Here is a 17,898-nt window from a genome sequence, read left to right as displayed (position 1 = left end):
AGCGGGCCGCGATGCTGGTCCAACTGTCGATTCGCGATATCGTCCTGATCGAAAAGCTCGATCTCGAGTTCGACGCCGGCCTGTCCGTGCTCACCGGGGAAACCGGCGCGGGCAAATCCATCCTGCTTGATTCGCTTTCGCTGGCGCTCGGTGGCCGCGGCGACGGCGGGCTCGTGCGCCATGGCGCCGACAAGGGCCAGGTGACCGCCGTGTTCGACGTCGGCATCGACCATCCGGCGCGCAAGCTGTTGCGCGACAACGGTATCGATGACGACGGTGACCTCGTCTTCCGCCGCGTGCAATCGGCCGACGGTCGCACCCGCGTGTTCCTCAACGACCAGCCGGCAAGCGTGGCGCTGATGCGTGAGGCCGGGCTCACACTCGTCGAAATCCACGGCCAGCACGACGACCGGGCGCTGATCGAGACCGACGCGCACCGCGCGCTGCTCGATGCCTTTGGCGGGCTCACCGACCGCACTGCCGATGTCGGCCGGCTCCATGAGATCTGGCGCGAGGCCGAGCGCGCGCTCAAGACCCACCGCGCCAAGGTCGAGGCCGCGCGCCGCGAGGCCGATTTCCTGCGCTCCTCCGTCGACGAACTCGAAAAGCTGCATCCCGTCGAGGGCGAGGAAGAGGAGCTTGCCGAACGGCGTGCGCGGATGATGAAGGCCGAGAAGATGGCGAGCGACATCAACGAGGCCAACGAGGTCCTCAATGGCCAGGCCTCGCCGATGCCCACCATCAGCGGGCTGATGCGCCGGCTTGAGCGCAAGGCGCAGGAAGCGCCGGATCTGCTCGGCGAGACCGTGGCTGCGCTGGACACGGTGCTGAACGCTTTGGCCGATGCGCAGACCGCGGTGGAGGCCGCGCTGCGCGCCGCCGATTTCAATCCGCGCGAGCTTGAGGAAACCGAGGAGCGGCTGTTCGCCCTTCGCGGCGCCGCGCGCAAATACAACGTGACCGTCGAGCAACTGCCGGAGCTGGCCGCAAAGATGGTGGCCGATCTCGGCGATCTCGACGCCGGCGAGGAACGGCTTGCGGCGATGCAGGCCCGTGTCGGCGAAACCCGCGCGGCCTTCATGCAGGCCGCCGAGCAATTGTCCGTGCGCCGCCACGAGGCGGCCGAGGCGCTGACCGCCGCAGTGATGGCGGAACTGCCCGCGCTCAAGCTCGAGCGCGCCGAATTCATGGTGGCGATGACCACCGACGCGGAGTCTGCCGGCCCCACCGGCATCGACAGCGTCGCCTTCCATGTGCGCACCAACCCCGGCTCGCGGCCGGGGCCGATCATGAAGGTCGCCTCGGGCGGGGAGCTGTCGCGCTTCCTGCTCGCCATCAAGGTGGCGCTCGCCGATCGCGGCTCGGCGCCGACGCTGGTGTTCGACGAGATCGACACCGGGGTGGGTGGCGCCGTGGCGGACGCCATCGGCAAGCGCTTGAGACGGCTTTCGGCCGGCGTGCAGGTGCTTTCCGTCACCCATGCGCCGCAGGTGGCCGCGCGCGCGGCCACGCATCTTCTGATCGCCAAGGGGCCATCCTCGGCCGGTGCCGCGACGGTTTCCACGCGCGTGAGCACCATGGGCGCCGACCAGCGCCGTGAGGAAATCGCGCGCATGCTTGCCGGCGAGCACGTGACCGACGAGGCCCGCGCCGCCGCCGCCCGTCTGCTCGACGTGGCCGATTAGGCCTTTTCGGAGTTCGGTTCCGAAGCTTGGCTTGCTAGCGCGGCAGATCCGCGGCCATCTGCGGCGTTGCAAGACGCGCCATCAGGTCGACGACGCGCGAAGTTGACTCGCGCGCGCCCTGGGCGGTGTCGGAGGGGGTGAAGCGGTCGCCGTGGGCGTCCTCGGCCAGGTCCACGACGAAGCGCAGCCGGCGCGCGGTGTCCGCGAAGCTGGCCGCGGTCTCGGCATCTTCGGCTTTCATCACCAGCGGCGCGGGCGCTTCCGCATCGATCACGTCGAGATAGGCCGCGGGCAGGGCAGGATCGGCGAACAGCTTGGCGAAGACCGCGCCGATCATGGCTTCGGCGCCGAGATCGGACAGCGTCTTGAACGAGCTTGCGAAATCGCCGGCGGCGGCTTCGAGCTCCTTGGCCATCCGTGCCGAATGGCCGGCGAGAAAGCCCGGCGCCAGATTGAACAGCGCCAGCGTGTTCATCTGCTCCTTGAGATGCTTGAGCCGCTCCTCGGCAAAGGCCTTGCGGCTCTGGGCCGCGGATTCGACGAAATTGGCAAGGGACGCGAGCGGATCGGAGGCGTCGCCTGCGGCTTCCGGCGCCGCCGGCTGCGAGGCCACGGGGGCGGATGTGCGCGCACTGCGGTCGATGGGAGTGCCGGAGAGTAGGGAAGAAGCTGCGCCGATGATCATTCGTCTGTCCTTGTCGCGGCACAGGACCCGCGCGAGAGCAGAGGATAGAGGCAAATTCCTAATCGCTGATTGATCCGCCCGCGCGGACCCGGCCCGAAAGGGGACAGCCCCGCGCGCGGGCGCTTTTCATTCGCGCCGTATGCGCTAAAACCACTCTGCGATTCCGGAGTGCCGCCATGACAGACGAGATGAAGCCCGTTGACGCCCTGAGCGAGGCAGAAGCCCGCGCCGAACTCAAGCGGCTCGCCGAGGAAATCGCCCGCCACGACGAGGCCTATCACGGCAAGGACGCGCCGCTCGTCGACGATGCGGTCTATGACGCGCTCAAGCGGCGCAACCTGGCGATCGAGGAGCGGTTCCCGCATCTGAAGCTTGTGGACTCGCCGTCGGACAAGGTCGGCGCGGCGGTCGCGGAAGGCTTCTCCAAGATCACCCACACCGTGCCGATGCTGTCGCTTGACAACGCGTTTTCCGACGAGGACGTGCGCGACTTCGTCAATTCGGTCTACCGCTTTCTGGGACAGTTGCCCGACAATTCGATCGCGTTCACCGCCGAACCCAAGATCGACGGGCTGTCGATGTCGATCCGCTACAAGAACGGCGAACTCGTCAGTGCGGCCACCCGCGGTGACGGCACCACCGGCGAGAACGTCACCGCCAATGTGAAGACGATTGCCGAGATCCCCAACAGCCTGCCTTCCGGCGCGCCTGATACGGTGGAGATCCGCGGCGAGGTCTACATGGCGAAAGAGGATTTCCTCGCGCTCAATGCCCGCATGGCGGCCGAGGGCAAGCCGGTTTACGTCAATCCGCGCAACACCGCGGCAGGCTCGCTCAGGCAGCTCGACGCCTCGGTGACGGCGAGCCGCAAGCTCCGCTTCTTTGCCTATTCCTGGGGCGAGATGTCGGCGATGCCGGCCGACACCCAGCACGGCATGATCGAGGTGTTCAAGTCCTGGGGCTTTCCGGTCAACGACCTCACCAAGCGGCTCGACAGCATCGAGGCGCTGATCGCCCATTACAACGAGATCGGGCTTGCGCGCGCCGATCTGCCCTATGACATCGACGGCGTGGTCTACAAGGTCGACCGGCTCGACCTGCAGGGCCGGCTCGGCTTCCGCTCGCGCAGCCCGCGCTGGGCGATCGCGCACAAGTTCCCGGCCGAAAAGGCCGCCACCCGGCTGACCGCGATCGACATCCAGGTCGGACGCACGGGCGCGCTCACGCCGGTGGCACGGCTCGAGCCGATCACGGTGGGCGGCGTGGTCGTCACCAATGCGACGCTGCACAATGCCGGCGAGATCGAGCGGCTCGGTGTCAGGATCGGCGACATGGTGCAGATCCAGCGCGCCGGCGACGTCATTCCGCAGGTGCTCGGTGTGGTGGACTCGCCCGACGATGCGGTCGCCTTCGAGTTTCCCACGGTCTGCCCCTGCGCCTTGCAGACCCCAGTGATCCGCGAGGAGACCGCGGGCGGGGTGGAAGGCGCGATCCGCCGCTGCTCGGGCGAATTCGCCTGTCCGTTCCAGCGCAAGGAGCACCTGAAGCATTTCGTCTCGCGCAAGGCCTTCGACATCGACGGCTTGGGCGAAAAGCAGATCGAATTCTTCTATGACGACACGCTGCTGCCGATCCGCCAGCCGGCCGACATCTTCACACTGAAAGCGCGCGACGAGGCCAACGGCCTGCAGCGGCTCAAGAACCGCGACGGCTACGGTGAGACCTCGGCGCAGAAACTGTTCGACGCCATCGAGGCGCGGCGCGAGATCGCGCTCGACCGGCTGATCTTCGGGCTCGGCATCCGCCATGTCGGCGAGCAGACGGCGAAGACGCTGGCGCGCGCCTATGGCGACTGGGCCTCGCTCTACGAGGCGGCCAAGGCGATCGCCGCGGGCGACACGGCGGCGGCGGAAGAGATGGACGCGCTCGACGATATCGGCCCCGCCGTGGTCGAGGCGGTCGGCCGCTTCTTCGGCGAGCCGCACAATCTCGACATGGTCGACCGGCTCACGGCGGAACTCGATATCCGCGAAGCGGAAAAGCCCGCGCAGGATTCCCCCGTCGCGGGCCTCACGGTCGTGTTTACCGGATCTCTCGAAAAGATGACCCGCGACGAGGCCAAGGCCATGGCCGAGCGGCTCGGCGCCAAGGTGGCGGGGTCGGTGTCGAAAAAGACCGATATCCTGGTGGCGGGCCCCGGTGCCGGCTCGAAGCTCACCAAGGCCCAGGAACTCGGCGTGCGCACCATGGACGAGGACGGCTGGTTCGAGCTGATCGGGGCAACGCCGGGCGGGTGAGGGGCGGACCGGCCGCGCATCTCGCGCAGGCCGGCCGGACCGGATGTTCCCCTCGCGCAGGGCAGGCCCTCGGTTCAGGGAGCGAGCGACCGGTCGAGCTCCGCCTTGATCAGGTCCACCAGTTCCCGGTGCAGCTCGGCGCGCGAGCGCGTGCCACCATCGTCGCAGATCGGGTCGGTGTCGCCGACCGAGGCGAGAAAGGCCTTTGCGTCGGGCTTGCATTCGGCCAGGAAGCTGTAGTGGATCGCGCCGGCGACAGTGGCATGCGTTCCCTGTGGCGTCAGGGCAGCGAGGCCCTGCGCCTCCACGGCGACCGGAACGGAGCCCGGCGCGCCCAGATTGATGAAACTCATCGGGATGGCGATCCGCTCGAGGCTTTCCGGGGTAAAGGCGCGCGCCAGCGCCGGGTCGACCAGCACGGCGGCCTTGATGCGCGGGTCGCGGTTGTCGCGCTCGAACAGGTCTCTGTCGACCTGGCGCAGATCGACCGGGTCGACCGCGACCATCTCGCCGTCGACAAAGGCGCGTCCGCCCCTGTACCAGCGGCAGTCGGCCATCGACGGGTTGGCGTCGCAGTAGCCGGCATAGGCCTCGAGATCGGCCCGGGCGCCGGCCATCTCCATGGCCGTGGCGCCGCCGAGCGAAAACCCGAGCACGCCGATCCGGTCGGCATCGATCGACCCGCTCCAGCCGGGGTCGGCGAGAAGGGCGCTCACCACGGTCGACAGGTCGTCGACGCGTGCCCAGATTTTTGCCGTGTCGGCCGGGCTGGAATCGCCGCTGGTGGTGCCGGGATGATTGGGGCCGGCGACGATATAGCCGGCCTGCGCGAGCCGCGCGGCCAGCCAGGCCATGGCCTGCACCGTCGATCCGGAGCCGTGCGAAAGCACCACGAGCGGATGGCGGCCTGCGGCCGGCTGGGCATTCTCGGAGGCCGAAGTGCCGGCAAACACGCGATTGTCTCCGACCGCGACCGTTTCTCCGTCTCCCTGCGCCGGATACCAGAGGGTGACGGCCAGGTCCCGGCCACGCGCCGCTGACGGGATGGCGAGCGTGCGGGTGCCCGCTTCCGCAGCGAGCGCGGGGCGGGCGGTCGCGGGCGCCAGGGAGAATGTGGCCGTCGCCAGCGCGGCGGCAAGGAAGTTCAGGGCTCGTTTCATGGTCGGGGTGCCTTCCGGGTGGGTGTCGATGCCGGCAAGCTTCGCGCCATCACCCGCCCGCGGCGTCCTCGATCATGATTGAGGTCGTACGCAATCGCGATTTGGGTCATGATGCGGCGAGATCCGATCCTTCCCGGGAGATGCCGTTTGCTGTTTCTGCCGCTGCCGTTCGTGGTTGCGCTCTTCCTCCTTGCCCTGCTCGCAGCCCTGCTGCGCGGCCGGGACGAGCGCCCCAATCCGGTCTTCGTCGCGTTGATTGCGCTCTGCGCGCTGCAGTCGGTGATGGTCGGCCTGCGCTGGGGCTATGGCGTGACCGGGGTGGGCTATCTCATGCCGGTTCTCGCCGCCTGTCTGCCGCCGCTTGTCTATGTCGGGTTTCGCAGCCTCGTGCATCGTGACGAGGCCGTCCACCGGCTTGGCACTTCGGTGCATGCCGTGCCGCTTGCCTACATCCTCGTGCTGATGGTGTTCGCGCCGAGGCTGATCGACGGGGCGCTTGTCGCGCTTTTCGTCGGCTATGCGCTGGCGCTCCTCGCCCTCGGCAGGGCCGGTCCCGATGCGCTCGACGAGGTGCGGTTCGACAGCGTTGCCGGCGCCCACCGCGCGCTGCGCATCGCCGCCGGCGCCTTGCTGGTGGCGGCAGCCTTCGATCTGGTGATCCTTGCGGATTTCGAATGGTCGATCGGGGTCAATGTCGCAGCGCTTGCCGGCAACGCCAATGTGCTGATGCTCCTGTTCATCGGCTGGGCGGCGATGGCGACCTCCCGGGTCCGGGCGACAGTTGCGCCTGCGCCAGCGCCCGGGCCGGACCCGGCGCTGGCCGCGGCCGACCGCGATGTGCTGGCGCGGATCGAGGCTCTCTTTTCCGAACAGCATCTCTATCGCGACGAAAATCTCACGCTCTCGCGGCTGGCCCGGCGCGCGGGCGTGCCGGCGCGCACGCTGTCGGGCGCGGTCAACCGCCTGACCGGCGGCAATGTCTCGCAATTCGTCAATTCCCACCGCATCGCCGAAGCCTGCCGGCTGCTTGCAGAAACCGATCTGTCCGTCACCCAGGCCATGTATCAGGCCGGGTTCCAGACCAAGTCGAATTTCAACCGGGAATTCCTCAGGATAACCGGCCTAAGCCCTGTCGCGTGGCGGCAAGGCCACGGGAAAGAAGAGTCCGGATCCTAGGATCCAGGCTGCCGCGTCATCCCATGTAGACGATCACGACGGCGACCAGGCAGATCAGTGCCAGACCGAGCGAGATGAACAGCACCCGGCGGGCGGTGCCGTTGCTGGTCGAGCCCTGGCGGGCTTCGGTCGTCGTCTCCTCGACGGTTCGGGTGCCGGCGGCCCGGGTGCCGGGAGCCATCGTCGCGGTCGGCGGCGTTTCGGGAGCCGGCGTGGGGCGGGCGATCGGGTCGGAAGTCATGGTGTCGCTTGCCATGGTGTCGTCGGCCATGGGCTTCGGGGGCGTGTTTTGAATGGTCATCGGGGGCGTCCTTTCCGGTATCGGCAGTGTACGCAGAGTGAACGCGGGGCGGGGATGGTTGTTCCGTTGCCGGCTGTCAAAGCGACACGGCTTGGCGCCGGTGCCCGGCGGCCGCCGACACAGAACTCGCGGCGGGCCGGGCTGACGCGACTGGCGGGGAGGGGAGGGCGAGCGCCGGCGGGCGGCTCAGATCAGGACGGCGCGCAGCACCACGAACAGCACGCCCGAAAGCACGGCGGCGGCGGGGACGGTCACCACCCAGGCGGCGATGATCTGCAGGAAATGCGCCCGGCGCACCAGCTTGCGGCGGCGTTGCTCGGCGATCTTGCCGTTGGCCGTGGTGCGCGATGGCGGATTGATCTGGTGGCGGGCCACATAGTCGGCGCGACGGGCGGAATTCTCGGTGTACCATTCGCGGAAGAAGCCCACGCCGAACACCGCGCCCACGGCGATGTGGGTGGAGCTTACCGGCAGGCCGAGCCAGGAGGCGAGGATCACGGTGACGGCCGCCGACAGTGCCACGCAATAGGCGCGCATCGGGTTGAGCTTGGTGATCTGGTTGCCGACCATGCGAATGAGCTTCGGGCCGAACAGGATCAGGCCGAGCGAGATGCCGGCCGCGCCGACAGCCATCACCCACAGCGGGATCGTCACATTGCTGGCGACATCGCCATATTCGGCGGTGTGCACGATCGCCGCCAGCGGCCCCACCGCATTGGCCACGTCATTGGCGCCATGGGCGAAGGACAGCAGCGCTGCCGAGCAGATCAGCGGCAGGCCGAACAGCTTTCTGAGCGACTGGTTGCGGTTTTCGAGCCCGCGTGCCTGGCGGGCGATCACCGGCCGGGCGATGATCCAGCTCAGGATGCCCGTTGCCAGGCCGATCAGGGCGGCCTGGCCGAGCGAGATTTCGACGAGCGTCTTGAGCCCCTTGATCGACAGGTAGGCGGCAAACGCGCTGGCCATGATGGCGATCAGCACCGGCACCCAGCGGCGCGCGGCGGCGATCTTGTCGTCCTTGTAGATGATGGCGGCCTTGATGAAGGCCAGGCACAGGGCCGCGATAATGCCGCCCATGAAGGGGGAGATCACCCAGCTTGCGGCGATCGAGCCCATGGTCGACCAGCTGACCGCATCGACGCCGGCGGCGGCGATGCCCGCCCCCATCACCCCGCCCACGATCGAATGGGTGGTCGAGACCGGCGCGCCGATGAAGGTGGCGAGGTGGATCCACATCGCCGCCGCCACCAGCGCCGCCATCATCGCGGCGACGAAGATGCTGGGATCGGAGACGGCGGCCGGGTCGATGATGCCCTTGGAAATGGTGTCGACCACGTCGCCGCCGGCAATCAGCGCGCCCGCGCTTTCGAACACCGCCGCGATCGCCAGCGCCATGCCAAGCGTCATCGCCTGCGAGCCGACCGCCGGGCCGACATTGTTGGCGACATCGTTGGCGCCGATATTGAGCGCCATATAGGCGCCGATCATGGCGGCTGCGATGATGGTGACCGCGCCGGGCTGGCCGGTCACGAACACGCCGGCGATGATCGCGCACAGCACGATGAAGACCAGCGCCAGACCGGGGGTGACGAAGCCGCGATTGATGAGGCCGGTGGCCTCTTCCATGGTCGCGAGCTTGTCCAGGTCCTTGTCGAGCGTGGGCTTGCGATAGTTCTCTGCCATGGCTGGTGCTGCTTCCCGTGGTCCGGTTCAATGTGGCAAAGGTCGAGAATGGCAGTTCTGCGACGGATCTCCTCCGTCGATGGACGCCATGGGCCGATCCGTCAAGGTTGAGACCGGTGTATCAACGGGTTTTGCGCAATCTTGATGCGCCGGACGCCGGCCGGCCCGCAAAGGCGGCCCGATCCGGCCGCAGTTTCCGGGTTTCAGGACCCTGCCTCACAAAACACGCGCGCGCCCCGCATCCATCAGGTTGCGGGGCGCGCGCACTGTCCGTTCGGCGGCTTCGATCAGAACTTGACCCGGAGGCTCGACGACACGGTCTGGTCTTCCAGCCCGTCGGCGAACTGGCCGTCATAGCGCAGGGAGACGGTGGCCTTGTCGGTCAGGTCGAAGGAGATGCCGGCATTGACCAGCGCGGTGTCACGGGCGAGCGCGGCGCCGGCGACCGTGAAGCTCTGCGATCCGCTGAAGGCCAGGTTCGTCTGCGGCGACAGGTCGCCATAGCCATGGCGCCAGCCGAGCCCGCCGGAGAGTTTGCCGAGCATGTTGTTGAAGGCGATGTAGCGGTCGAAGCGGACGCCTATCGTGCTCGACAGCTGGTCGTAGGAGTTGCTGCCGGAGGTGAGCGCGGTGGCGCTGCCCTGCTCGGTAAATCCATCGGTGTGGAGATAGGTGTAGGTCAGGTTGGCATAGGGCTCGACATGGAACAGATCCCGCTCGAACCGCCACGCCCCTTCGACGAAGGCCTGCGAGGTGGAGCCGTCATAGCTCGCCGTCAGCGTGTCGTTGTAGGACGAGAGGCTCACCACGCGGCTGGTTTCGACTTGCTGGAACGCGTGCAGGGCGCCGAAGCTGATCGTTGCCGGGCCGATCTGCCGCCCGCCATAGGCGGAGAGATAGTAGCTGTCCACCTTGGCCAGGGAGTTGACGGCAAGGCTCTTGATGTCGTCGTGGCCATAGCCGCCGGCAAGGCCGAGCCGCCAGCCGTCGCCCAGCGGCGCGTCGGCGCCAAACAGCACCCCGCCACCCTTGGCGCTCGAAGCCGCCGCGTTGCCGTCGCCGTCATGGTCGGACCAGGAGCCGAAGCCGCTCATCCAGGCATTGGGGTGAAGCGTCCTGGGCAGCAGATCGCCGAATGCGCCCTCGCCATAGGCGGTGACGGGGCCGGTCGTCGTGCCCGAGCCGTCGAAGGCGCCGCGGATGCGGTTGAGGATGGTCTGCCGGCTCGCGCCGCTGCGTTGCATCAGGCCCGCCATGGTATTGGCGTGGATGTCGCCGGAAAGCTGGGCAAAGGCGCTCTCGGTCTCGCCGTCCTGAAGCGTGAGGGCCGCGTTGTAGAGGGCCGAGGCCGGATCCATCGCATCGATGGCATTGGCAGCGTTCTTGCCGTTGCGGGTGGAAACCTTGTCGGCAAAGGGAACGGGCCCCGGGCCAACGGGGGTGCGCGTCAGCGTCAGCGTCACGTCGTTGCTGCCATAGGCCAGCATCGCATCAAGATAGGCGAAGGACTCCGTGACCGCGGCGAAGGTGCCGGTCACGCCGCCGGTGCTCGAGACAATGGTGTAGGGGGTGGACGGCAGATAGGTGGAACCGTCATCGATGCCGTTGGCAGGCGTCACCACCACTCTCGCGGTGGAGCCGATGGTGACCGTGCCGTTGACCACCAGCTTGTCCGACGCACCGGCATCGTTGACCTCGACGGCATAGACCGAGCCATCGGCGAAGGTCATATCGCCCGTGGTGAGTGTGCCGATCGAATTGCCCGGCGCCAGCGTTGCGCCGCCCTGCACGACAAGGGTGCCCAGCGTACCGGTGCCAGAGAGAACGCCGCCGTTCTCGATCGTGGTTGCGCCGGTGACCGAGCCGTTGACCAACAGGTGTCCGCCCTTGACGGTGGTTCCGCCGGTGTACGTGTTGGTTCCCGTCAGGATGGTGGTCCCGCTTTCGAGCAAGAGCGACCCGGCGCCGGATATGTTGGCGCCGAACTGATAGGCCGTATCGGTGTGGTTGAAGACGATCTTGCCGTCGCCTGCGCCGAAATTGATGGCCGCGGCGTTCAGCGTGCCGGCGGCTGCCGCGGGATCGCCTGACGCCGCGCCGATGTTGATCGTGCCGGTCGAACCGGCGGCGGTGGCGACATGGACCGTGCCCGTTCCGCCGCCGATGGAGACCGCGCCGGCCGTGGCAAGCGTCATCGTGCCGCTGCCCGTCGCGTTGTAGCCGAGCGACAGTGAGCCCGCGGTGGTGACCGAGCCGCCGTCGTCGACGGTCAAGACACCGGCATCGTTCCAGCCGACATTGATCTCGACGGCCGATATCTGCGATCCAGTGCCGCTGACGGTCGCAAAACCCTTCCCCGCGGCCGTGTTGCCGAGATAGATCTTGCCTGTTCCCGTGGCGGTGACCGAGCCGCCGTCGAGCACGTTGAGCGTGCCCGATCCGCTGTCGCCGAGATAGATCCGGTCGGCGGTCAGTGCCGATCCGGACCCGGTGACCGTCAGTGTGCCTGTGCTGGGGCCATAGGTTCCGACATAGACATCAGCCGCGATCGTTGTCGTTGCCTTGTCCGAGATGGTCATCTCGGCCGTGCCGTTCCAGCCCACGAACAGGAGATTTGAAGCAAAGGACGAGCCGTTGCCGGTCACGTTCACCGTGCCGCGGCTGCCGGCCGTGTTGCCGATATAGGCCCTGCTGGTGCCCGTTACTTCAAAAGCCCCGCCGTTCTCGATGGTGAGCGTGCCGTTGCTCGCGCCCAGTTCGCCGACATAGAGGCGGTCGGAGGAAACGCGTGATCCCGTGCCGGTGATGGTCAGCGTCCCCGTGGTGTAGGGGTTCTTGCCGATCGTGACATCCTGCTCGATCGTCGCGGTCGCCCCGTTGGACAGCGTCGCGTTTCCGGTCGAGATCCAGGCGACGTTGAAGTCGTAGGCCGTCATCGTCGTGGCCGGGCCATCGAGGTTGAGGGTGCCGGTGCTGCCGACGAAATAGCCGACATAGACTTTGCGGTCGTCACCGCGGGCCGTCATGGTGCCGCCGTTGTTCACGGTCAGCGTGCCATTGCCGCCAAGGCCGATATAGAAGCGGTTGGCAACCAGGCTGGTGGCGCCATTGGTCGTGATCGTTCCGTCACTGCCGACCGCGTCCCCCAGGATGATATCGCCAGCCGTCGCCGAGGTGGTGGTGAAGGAACCGGGCGTGTCGAGCGTGACGTCGGCCGTGCCGTTCTGCCCGACGATGAAGTTGTCGGCGATCACGGCGGTGCTGATGGTTTGCGGACCGGCATCCGAAACGAAGTCTGCCGCATGGGCGGCCGGAAAGGCGATGAAGGCGAGCGAGGTCGCCGCCATCAGCCGGGCGATCGCCGAGGAACGGTTGGCGCGGGCGGTGTGCGGCAAGCGGGCGGCGGTCATGTGGCGGTCCTCGGCTGGAGCGGCGCCTCGGCATCGTGCAAGGCGCATGTCGGAGAAAGGGGTCGGTGGTCACCATACGAACGGGGCGCGGCTCTGCGACACGGAGTTCGGCATGCGAAACGCACGGTCCCTGTCTTGCACGTTTTTCGCTGCTGTAAAATTCGCAAATGCCGCACAGGATTGGTGCAGGGGACGGCTTGCCGATGCCCCACCCGGACAGGACAACGCGGCCGTGTGGGCCGCGCAGGTGCCGCCCCTGGCAAAGCTCAGTCAAATGCCCGCCATACGGCACTGTCCACTGCGACCCCTGCTTGAATACGCTGGGCCTGTATTAGGAATCCCGACCGGGCGGCGCGGCCGCATTGTGCCGAATAAACCGCCGTCTGTGGCCGATTTGTCACGCCCCGCGGCGTCGAAAATCGTCCCGCGGGCCCGCCCGGTGCTGCGCCCGGTGGACGCGAATCACGTCTGCCATCGCCTCGGCTTTCGCAACGGTCGCGGGTTTCGCCAAGGCGAGCCCGGGGTTGACTTGCCTGCCCTCATGTATCATTTAAAGTTACATGAAAGCCCGTGGGCGGTTTTGTGTGCGCCCAAGCCGTGGCGGCACCGGAAAGGACAAGCGGAATGCAGGATGTGATTGTTATCGGGGGCAGCTATGCCGGAATGGCCGCGGCGCTCCAGCTGGTGCGCGCACGACGGGCGGTGACGGTGATCGACGCGGGCGAGCGGCGCAACCGGTTTGCCGGGCCGTCGCACGGCTTCCTCGGCCAGGACGGCATTGCCGCCGCCGAAATCGCCGCGACGGCGCGGCGCCAGCTTGAAGCCTATCCGACACTGTCATGGATCGATGGCCGGGCGGTCGCGGTGAACGGCGGGAAGGACGATTTCACGGTGACCATGGCCGATGGCCGGCATCATCATGGCCGGCGCCTGCTGTTTGCCACCGGGCTTGCCGACCAGCTGCCGGAGATTCCTGGCCTTGCCGAGCGCTGGGGCACGTCCGTGTTCCACTGTCCCTACTGCCATGGCTACGAGCTCGACCGGGGCAGGATCGGCGTGATCGCGACGGGGCCGATGTCCGCTCACCAGGCCGAGATGGTCTCGGACTGGGGGACGGTGACGTTTCTGACCAACGGTGCGGTGGAGCCCGATGCGGCCACACGGCAGGCGCTGGCAGGCCGCGCTGTCAGCCTCGAGCCGGTGCCCATCTCCCGCATCGACGGTGTCGCGGACGTGGTGCTGGACGACGGCCGCCGGCTTGGTTTCGCAGGCCTGTTCACGGCTCCGCACTGCGTTCCCTCGAGCCCGCTCGCCGCAGAGGCCGGCTGCGCGCTGGAGGAGACGCCGATGGGCGTGCAGATCCGCACCGATGCCGCCAAACAGACCTCGCTTGCGGGCGTGTTCGCCTGCGGCGACGTGGCCCGGATGCCGCATTCGGTCACCCTTGCCGTGGCCGATGGCGCCTGGGCCGGCGCCCAGTTGCACCGCTCGCTGCTGTGGCCGGATGCGTAACCTGCGCTTCCGCTCAGGGGAGGGGACATGACCGGTTTTTCCGATCCCGGGGCGGTTGCTTCCTACCGGCAGCGGACCGCGCAACTGGTGCCCGGCCTGCACGACCTGCACAGGATGTCCGGCGTGCTGCTGGCCGAGCGGGTGTCGGGCGACGCCCGGATCCTGGTGCTCGGCGCCGGCGGCGGCATGGAACTCGGGATGCTGTCGCGGATGCAGCCCGGCTGGCGCTTCGTGGGCGTCGATCCCTCCGGGCCGATGCTGGATCTCGCCAGGTCCAACCTCGGCGCGGCCGCCGCGCGGGTCGCGTTCCACGAGGGCTATGTCGACACGGCGCCCGAGGGGCCGTTCGATGCGGCCGTGTGCCTGCTGACGCTGCATTTCCTGCCGGCGCCGGAGAGGCTCGCCACGCTGCGCGCGCTCGCAGGCCGCCTGAGGCCGGGCGCGCCTTTCGTGTGCGCCCATTACAGCTTTCCAGCCGAGGGAGCCGCGCCCGACCGATGGCTCGGCCGCGCGGCCGGGTTCGCGGCAGCCTCCGGGGTTCCGGCACCGCAGGCGGCCGGGATCGTCGCAAGGCTCAGGCAGCTGCTCCCCGTGCTGTCGCCCGCGCAGGACGAGGCCCTGCTCGAGGATGCGGGGTTCGCGGATGTCGAGCTGTTTTATGCCGCGCTTGCCTTCAGGGGATGGATCGGCATCCGCTCCGGGCCCTCCGTTGCCGCGCGCGCTGCGCTTCCGCGCTGACCGTCCCGCCGCGGCAGTCCGGAGTGCCGTCCCGGCTTGCCAGCCCCGGGCAAAACGCCGATAAGGCCTGAGCATGCGGCGTCCCTGCCTCATATGCACTGAACGCCCGCTCAGGGCGCGGGGATTGGATGAGACTGTTCGAAGAACTCGATTACCGCCCGACGCCGATCGGCCCGCTGGTGCTGCGCCGCCGGCGCGAGGCGCGGCTCGATGTCGATGTCATCGAGATCAAGCTCGGCGAGGAGCACCTGATGTCGGACCTGTTCACGGTTTCCGAGATCGCGCTCGCCGAACTGGGCCTGGCCGCGTGTGAAGGCGATGCGCTCGATGTCGTGGTCGGCGGACTGGGCCTCGGCTACACCGCCCGCGCAGCCCTTGCCGAACCGCGCACGGCCTCGCTGATCGTGGTCGAATATCTCGAAGCCGTGCTCGACTGGCACCGCACCGGCCTGTTGCCGCTCGGCCCGGAATTGACCGGCGATGCGCGCTGCCGCCTGACCGAGGGCGATTTCTTCGCGCTGGCGCGGGGCACGGACGGGTTCGATCCCGAAACCCCCGGCCGGCGCTTCGACGCGATCCTGCTCGACATCGACCATTCGCCCGATGCGCTGCTCGACGCCCGCAGCGAAAGCTTCTACCAGCCCGACGGGCTCAGGCGCCTGTCCGCGCATCTCAAGCCCGGCGGCGTCTTCGCGCTCTGGTCCGACGCCCGCCCCGATCCCGCCTTCACCGAGCGCCTCGCCTCCGTCTTCGCCGAAGCCCGCGCCGAGCCCGTGACCTTCCCCAACCCGCTCACCCACCAGCCCTTCACGCAGACGGTCTATGTGGCGCGGAAGGGGTAGGTGTGGAAGCGGCGGACGACCAAGCCGCTTCAACCTCCACTTCAATCCTATTGATTTGACTGGTCAGCAGGGCTGACCTATCCATCGGGGCAGGAGAGCTTTCCATGTCCCCATCCCGAACGGATTTTCTGACAGGCGTTCGCGCCAGCGTGCCCATTGTTGCCGCCTCGGCGCCGTTTGCGCTTCTGTTCGGGGCGCTTGCGGTCGACAACGGGCTGAGCGTCGGCGAGGCGGTGCTGATGAGCGCGCTTCTGTTTGCCGGCGCAAGCCAGATGGTCGGGCTCGAATTGTTCAGCTCCGGGATCGCGCCCTGGATCATCGTCTTCTCCGTGTTTGCGGTCAATTTCCGGCACGTGCTTTATTCTGCGGCGCTCGGCCGGCGCATGGGGCTGATGCCGGGGTGGCGCAAGGCGGTTGCCTTTTTCTTTCTCACCGATCCGCAATACGCCTCTGCCGAGACGCGGGCCGACGGCGGCAAGCCGCTCAGCTTTGCCTGGTACATGGGCATGGCGGTGCCGATCTATCTCTTCTGGGTGCTGGGCGGGTTTCTCGGCGCCGTGTTTGGCCGGCTGATCACCGATCCCGAAGCGATCGGGCTCGATGCGCTGCTGCCGATCTATTTTCTGGGCCTGGTGCTCGGGTTCCGGCAACGCTCGGGCTGGCTGCCGGTGGTCATCGCCTCGGGCCTGGCCTCGATCGCGGCCTATCATACCGTGGGTTCTCCCTGGCATGTGAGCCTGGGCGCGCTTGCGGGCGTGATCGTGGCGGTGCTGCTGCCGCCGGTGCCCGACACCGCCGGTTCCGCCCCGGCGGCCCGGGAGGAGGCGTCGTGAACGGGGATTTCTGGGGCCTGCCGGTCAATGTCTGGATCATATTCGCCGCCGCGGTGGTCACCTATGCGACGCGCGTCGGCGGCCACATGATGCTGTCGCGGATGCGCAGCATTCCGCCCCGGGTCGATGCCGCGCTCAACGCGGTGCCGGCGGCGGTGCTGGCCACGCTGGTGGCCCCGGCCGCAGTCTCCAACGGCTCGGCGGAGGCGATCACGCTCGCCGTCTGCCTGGTGATCGGCCTGCGCCTGCCGATGATGGGCATGTTCGCGATCGGCTGGGCGCTGGTGGTGGCGCTCCGCGCGTGGGGGCTGTAGCGCGCACGCGGCCCGGCTTCAGGCCTCCACCGCCTGGCCGAACAGCACGATCATGAGGCCGAGCAGCGCAAGCGCTGCAAAGCCCGCGGCACGGCCGGTCTCGCGCTTCCGGCGGGCGTAGAGCATGGCAATCGCCGCCTGCACCGCATAATACAGCGCGAAGGCGCACGAGGCGTAGCTGATGATCTCGAACACGTTGGCGGTCCAGGTCAGCCCCAGCCCGATCGCGCTCAGCCCGGCATAGGCGAGCTTCGGCGTGATCCGGTTCGCCGTCAGTTCCGCAAACAGCCCGCCCGAGCCGGAGGTGTCGGCGATCGCGGCCGAGAACTGTGCGGCGAGCGCCGCGGCCACCAGCATCGCCGGCAGGATCGGCGAGACCACCGCCATCATGTCGACGATCGCGGTCTCGGAGAGCTTGACCTCGCCAGCCGCGAACACATAGGCGGTCAGCACGATATAGACCATGTAGATGGCGGTGGAGACCCATTGCGCCCACTGCATTGAGCGCACGCGCGTGCGGCGGTCGTAATTGGCGCCGAGATAGCGCGAGGTCTCGAAGCCCTGCACCGTCACGATCAGGCCGAAGGCCAGCGTCAGCGCCGACAGCCCGGTTACGGTGGGGGCGTTGAAGACCAGTTTTCCGGCGGACGCCGTGCCCCAAAAATAGTCCGCGAGCCCCACCAGCAGCCCGGCGATGATCGCAAGCTTCACCGTGACGGAGACATACTCCATGCGTTCGAGCGACTTGAAGCCGCGGGTCCAGCCGACCGCGAGGATCACGCCATAGACGGCGGAGGTCAGGAGTTTCGCATAGAGCGGCTGGTTGAAGGGCGTGAGACTGACCCCGAAGGCGCCGAGCAGGTTGAGGTAATAGGCGACCGAGATCACATAGGCGAAGCCGAGCAGGGCCGAGGAAGCGGTTTCGAGCCTGGGTACCGCGGCAGGCTCTGCGCCGCCGCCCGCTTCGGCGACCTCGATCGCCGCCATGTTGTAGCGGATCGCGGCGCCATAGAGATAGGCGCCCGCGCACAGCGCCACCATCGCCAGCGGCGCGTATTTGCCGTAGGAGAGGCTCAGAAGCGGCCCCAACACCAGAAAGCCGCTGCCGATGATCGAGGCGAGCGGCGTCGACATCGCCTTCCAGGTCTTCACGCCGCGCACCCGCGGCGAAAACAGCACCGCCGCCACGGCCAGCGCGGAGGCCAGGATCAGGATCTCGAGCACCATCGCAAGGTCCTCCTGCCGGGCGCGGAGCAGGGCGG

14 protein-coding genes are annotated in these 17,898 nt (G+C 67.9%); 8 read left to right on the top strand and 6 right to left on the bottom strand.

Features of this window, described 5'->3' with window-relative positions; genetic code table 11:
• Nucleotides 1-11 precede the first annotated feature (11 nt).
• Entirely contained in the window at nt 12-1,685 is a 1,674-nt protein-coding gene (recN, locus tag AWJ14_RS05505) for a DNA repair protein RecN (protein ID WP_066176051.1), read from the top strand.
• Between the two features lie 34 nt (nt 1,686-1,719).
• Here the strand turns inward: recN and AWJ14_RS05500 are convergent, their stop codons facing one another.
• Nucleotides 1,720-2,370: a hypothetical protein gene (locus AWJ14_RS05500; protein ID WP_066176050.1), complete on the bottom strand. Its 651-nt coding sequence runs from the start codon at nt 2,368-2,370 to the stop codon at nt 1,720-1,722.
• Nucleotides 2,371-2,546: 176 nt separating this feature from the next.
• On the opposite strand from AWJ14_RS05500, the gene ligA reads away from it, so the two are divergent.
• Entirely contained in the window at nt 2,547-4,667 is a 2,121-nt protein-coding gene (ligA, locus tag AWJ14_RS05495) for an NAD-dependent DNA ligase LigA (RefSeq protein WP_066176047.1), read from the top strand.
• Nucleotides 4,668-4,741: 74 nt separating this feature from the next.
• Here ligA and AWJ14_RS05490 read toward each other — a convergent pair whose 3' ends face one another.
• Nucleotides 4,742-5,827, bottom strand: coding sequence for an alpha/beta hydrolase family protein (locus tag AWJ14_RS05490; protein WP_083220052.1), 1,086 nt, complete (start codon nt 5,825-5,827; stop codon nt 4,742-4,744).
• Between the two features lie 147 nt (nt 5,828-5,974).
• On the opposite strand from AWJ14_RS05490, the gene AWJ14_RS05485 reads away from it, so the two are divergent.
• Nucleotides 5,975-7,003 (top strand): helix-turn-helix domain-containing protein, encoded by a 1,029-nt coding sequence (locus tag AWJ14_RS05485; RefSeq protein WP_066176044.1) that lies wholly within the window; start codon nt 5,975-5,977, stop codon nt 7,001-7,003.
• Nucleotides 7,004-7,019: 16 nt separating this feature from the next.
• Here the strand turns inward: AWJ14_RS05485 and AWJ14_RS05480 are convergent, their stop codons facing one another.
• The 3 genes from AWJ14_RS05480 to AWJ14_RS05470 form a co-directional block, all read right to left on the bottom strand.
• The gene (locus AWJ14_RS05480; protein ID WP_066176041.1) at nt 7,020-7,304 is read right to left on the bottom strand and encodes a hypothetical protein; all 285 of its coding nucleotides are present in this window, start codon (nt 7,302-7,304) and stop codon (nt 7,020-7,022) included.
• Nucleotides 7,305-7,490: 186 nt separating this feature from the next.
• A complete protein-coding gene (locus AWJ14_RS05475) occupies nt 7,491-8,987 on the bottom strand; it encodes an inorganic phosphate transporter (protein ID WP_066176035.1) in 1,497 nt (498 codons plus the stop codon).
• A gap of 287 nt (nt 8,988-9,274) precedes the next feature.
• Nucleotides 9,275-12,397, bottom strand: coding sequence for an autotransporter domain-containing protein (locus AWJ14_RS05470; RefSeq protein ID WP_066176030.1), 3,123 nt, complete (start codon nt 12,395-12,397; stop codon nt 9,275-9,277).
• A 624-nt stretch (nt 12,398-13,021) separates the two neighbouring features.
• On the opposite strand from AWJ14_RS05470, the gene AWJ14_RS05465 reads away from it, so the two are divergent.
• From AWJ14_RS05465 to AWJ14_RS05445, 5 genes are all read left to right on the top strand, one after another.
• Nucleotides 13,022-13,909 (top strand): NAD(P)/FAD-dependent oxidoreductase, encoded by an 888-nt coding sequence (locus tag AWJ14_RS05465; RefSeq protein ID WP_066176027.1) that lies wholly within the window; start codon nt 13,022-13,024, stop codon nt 13,907-13,909.
• Between the two features lie 27 nt (nt 13,910-13,936).
• Nucleotides 13,937-14,647, top strand: a complete 711-nt coding sequence (locus AWJ14_RS05460) for a class I SAM-dependent methyltransferase (RefSeq protein ID WP_066176024.1) — start codon at nt 13,937-13,939, stop codon at nt 14,645-14,647.
• A 128-nt stretch (nt 14,648-14,775) separates the two neighbouring features.
• The gene (locus AWJ14_RS05455; protein ID WP_066176022.1) at nt 14,776-15,489 is read left to right on the top strand and encodes a polyamine aminopropyltransferase; all 714 of its coding nucleotides are present in this window, start codon (nt 14,776-14,778) and stop codon (nt 15,487-15,489) included.
• A gap of 104 nt (nt 15,490-15,593) precedes the next feature.
• Nucleotides 15,594-16,322 (top strand): AzlC family ABC transporter permease, encoded by a 729-nt coding sequence (locus AWJ14_RS05450; protein WP_066176019.1) that lies wholly within the window; start codon nt 15,594-15,596, stop codon nt 16,320-16,322.
• Nucleotides 16,319-16,636: an AzlD family protein gene (locus AWJ14_RS05445; protein ID WP_083220049.1), complete on the top strand. Its 318-nt coding sequence runs from the start codon at nt 16,319-16,321 to the stop codon at nt 16,634-16,636. The genes AWJ14_RS05450 and AWJ14_RS05445 overlap by 4 nt, the downstream gene beginning before the upstream one ends.
• 18 nt (nt 16,637-16,654) lie before the next feature.
• On the opposite strand, the gene AWJ14_RS05440 is transcribed toward AWJ14_RS05445, so the two are convergent.
• Complete coding sequence (locus tag AWJ14_RS05440; protein ID WP_171904822.1) at nt 16,655-17,863, bottom strand: APC family permease; 1,209 nt, start codon at nt 17,861-17,863, stop codon at nt 16,655-16,657.
• Nucleotides 17,864-17,898 lie beyond the last annotated feature (35 nt).

This window comes from Parahoeflea olei (assembly GCF_001703635.1).
GTDB classification, from domain to species: Bacteria; Pseudomonadota; Alphaproteobacteria; order Rhizobiales; family Rhizobiaceae; genus Hoeflea; species Hoeflea olei.
The sequence above is the reverse complement of the archived record's forward strand: the minus strand, read 5'-3'. Positions and strand labels throughout refer to the sequence as shown.

Coding starts and splice junctions, on each gene's coding strand:
- AWJ14_RS05460 (WP_066176024.1), top strand. CDS start 13,937: ATGACCGGTTTTTCCGATCCCGGGGCGGTTGCTTCCTACCGGCAGCGG.
- AWJ14_RS05455 (WP_066176022.1), top strand. CDS start 14,776: ATGAGACTGTTCGAAGAACTCGATTACCGCCCGACGCCGATCGGCCCG.
- AWJ14_RS05440 (WP_171904822.1), bottom strand. CDS start 17,863: ATGGTGCTCGAGATCCTGATCCTGGCCTCCGCGCTGGCCGTGGCGGCG.
- AWJ14_RS05450 (WP_066176019.1), top strand. CDS start 15,594: ATGTCCCCATCCCGAACGGATTTTCTGACAGGCGTTCGCGCCAGCGTG.
- AWJ14_RS05480 (WP_066176041.1), bottom strand. CDS start 7,304: ATGACCATTCAAAACACGCCCCCGAAGCCCATGGCCGACGACACCATG.
- ligA (WP_066176047.1), top strand. CDS start 2,547: ATGACAGACGAGATGAAGCCCGTTGACGCCCTGAGCGAGGCAGAAGCC.
- AWJ14_RS05500 (WP_066176050.1), bottom strand. CDS start 2,370: ATGATCATCGGCGCAGCTTCTTCCCTACTCTCCGGCACTCCCATCGAC.
- AWJ14_RS05490 (WP_083220052.1), bottom strand. CDS start 5,827: ATGAAACGAGCCCTGAACTTCCTTGCCGCCGCGCTGGCGACGGCCACA.
- AWJ14_RS05470 (WP_066176030.1), bottom strand. CDS start 12,397: ATGACCGCCGCCCGCTTGCCGCACACCGCCCGCGCCAACCGTTCCTCG.
- AWJ14_RS05465 (WP_066176027.1), top strand. CDS start 13,022: ATGCAGGATGTGATTGTTATCGGGGGCAGCTATGCCGGAATGGCCGCG.
- AWJ14_RS05475 (WP_066176035.1), bottom strand. CDS start 8,987: ATGGCAGAGAACTATCGCAAGCCCACGCTCGACAAGGACCTGGACAAG.
- recN (WP_066176051.1), top strand. CDS start 12: ATGCTGGTCCAACTGTCGATTCGCGATATCGTCCTGATCGAAAAGCTC.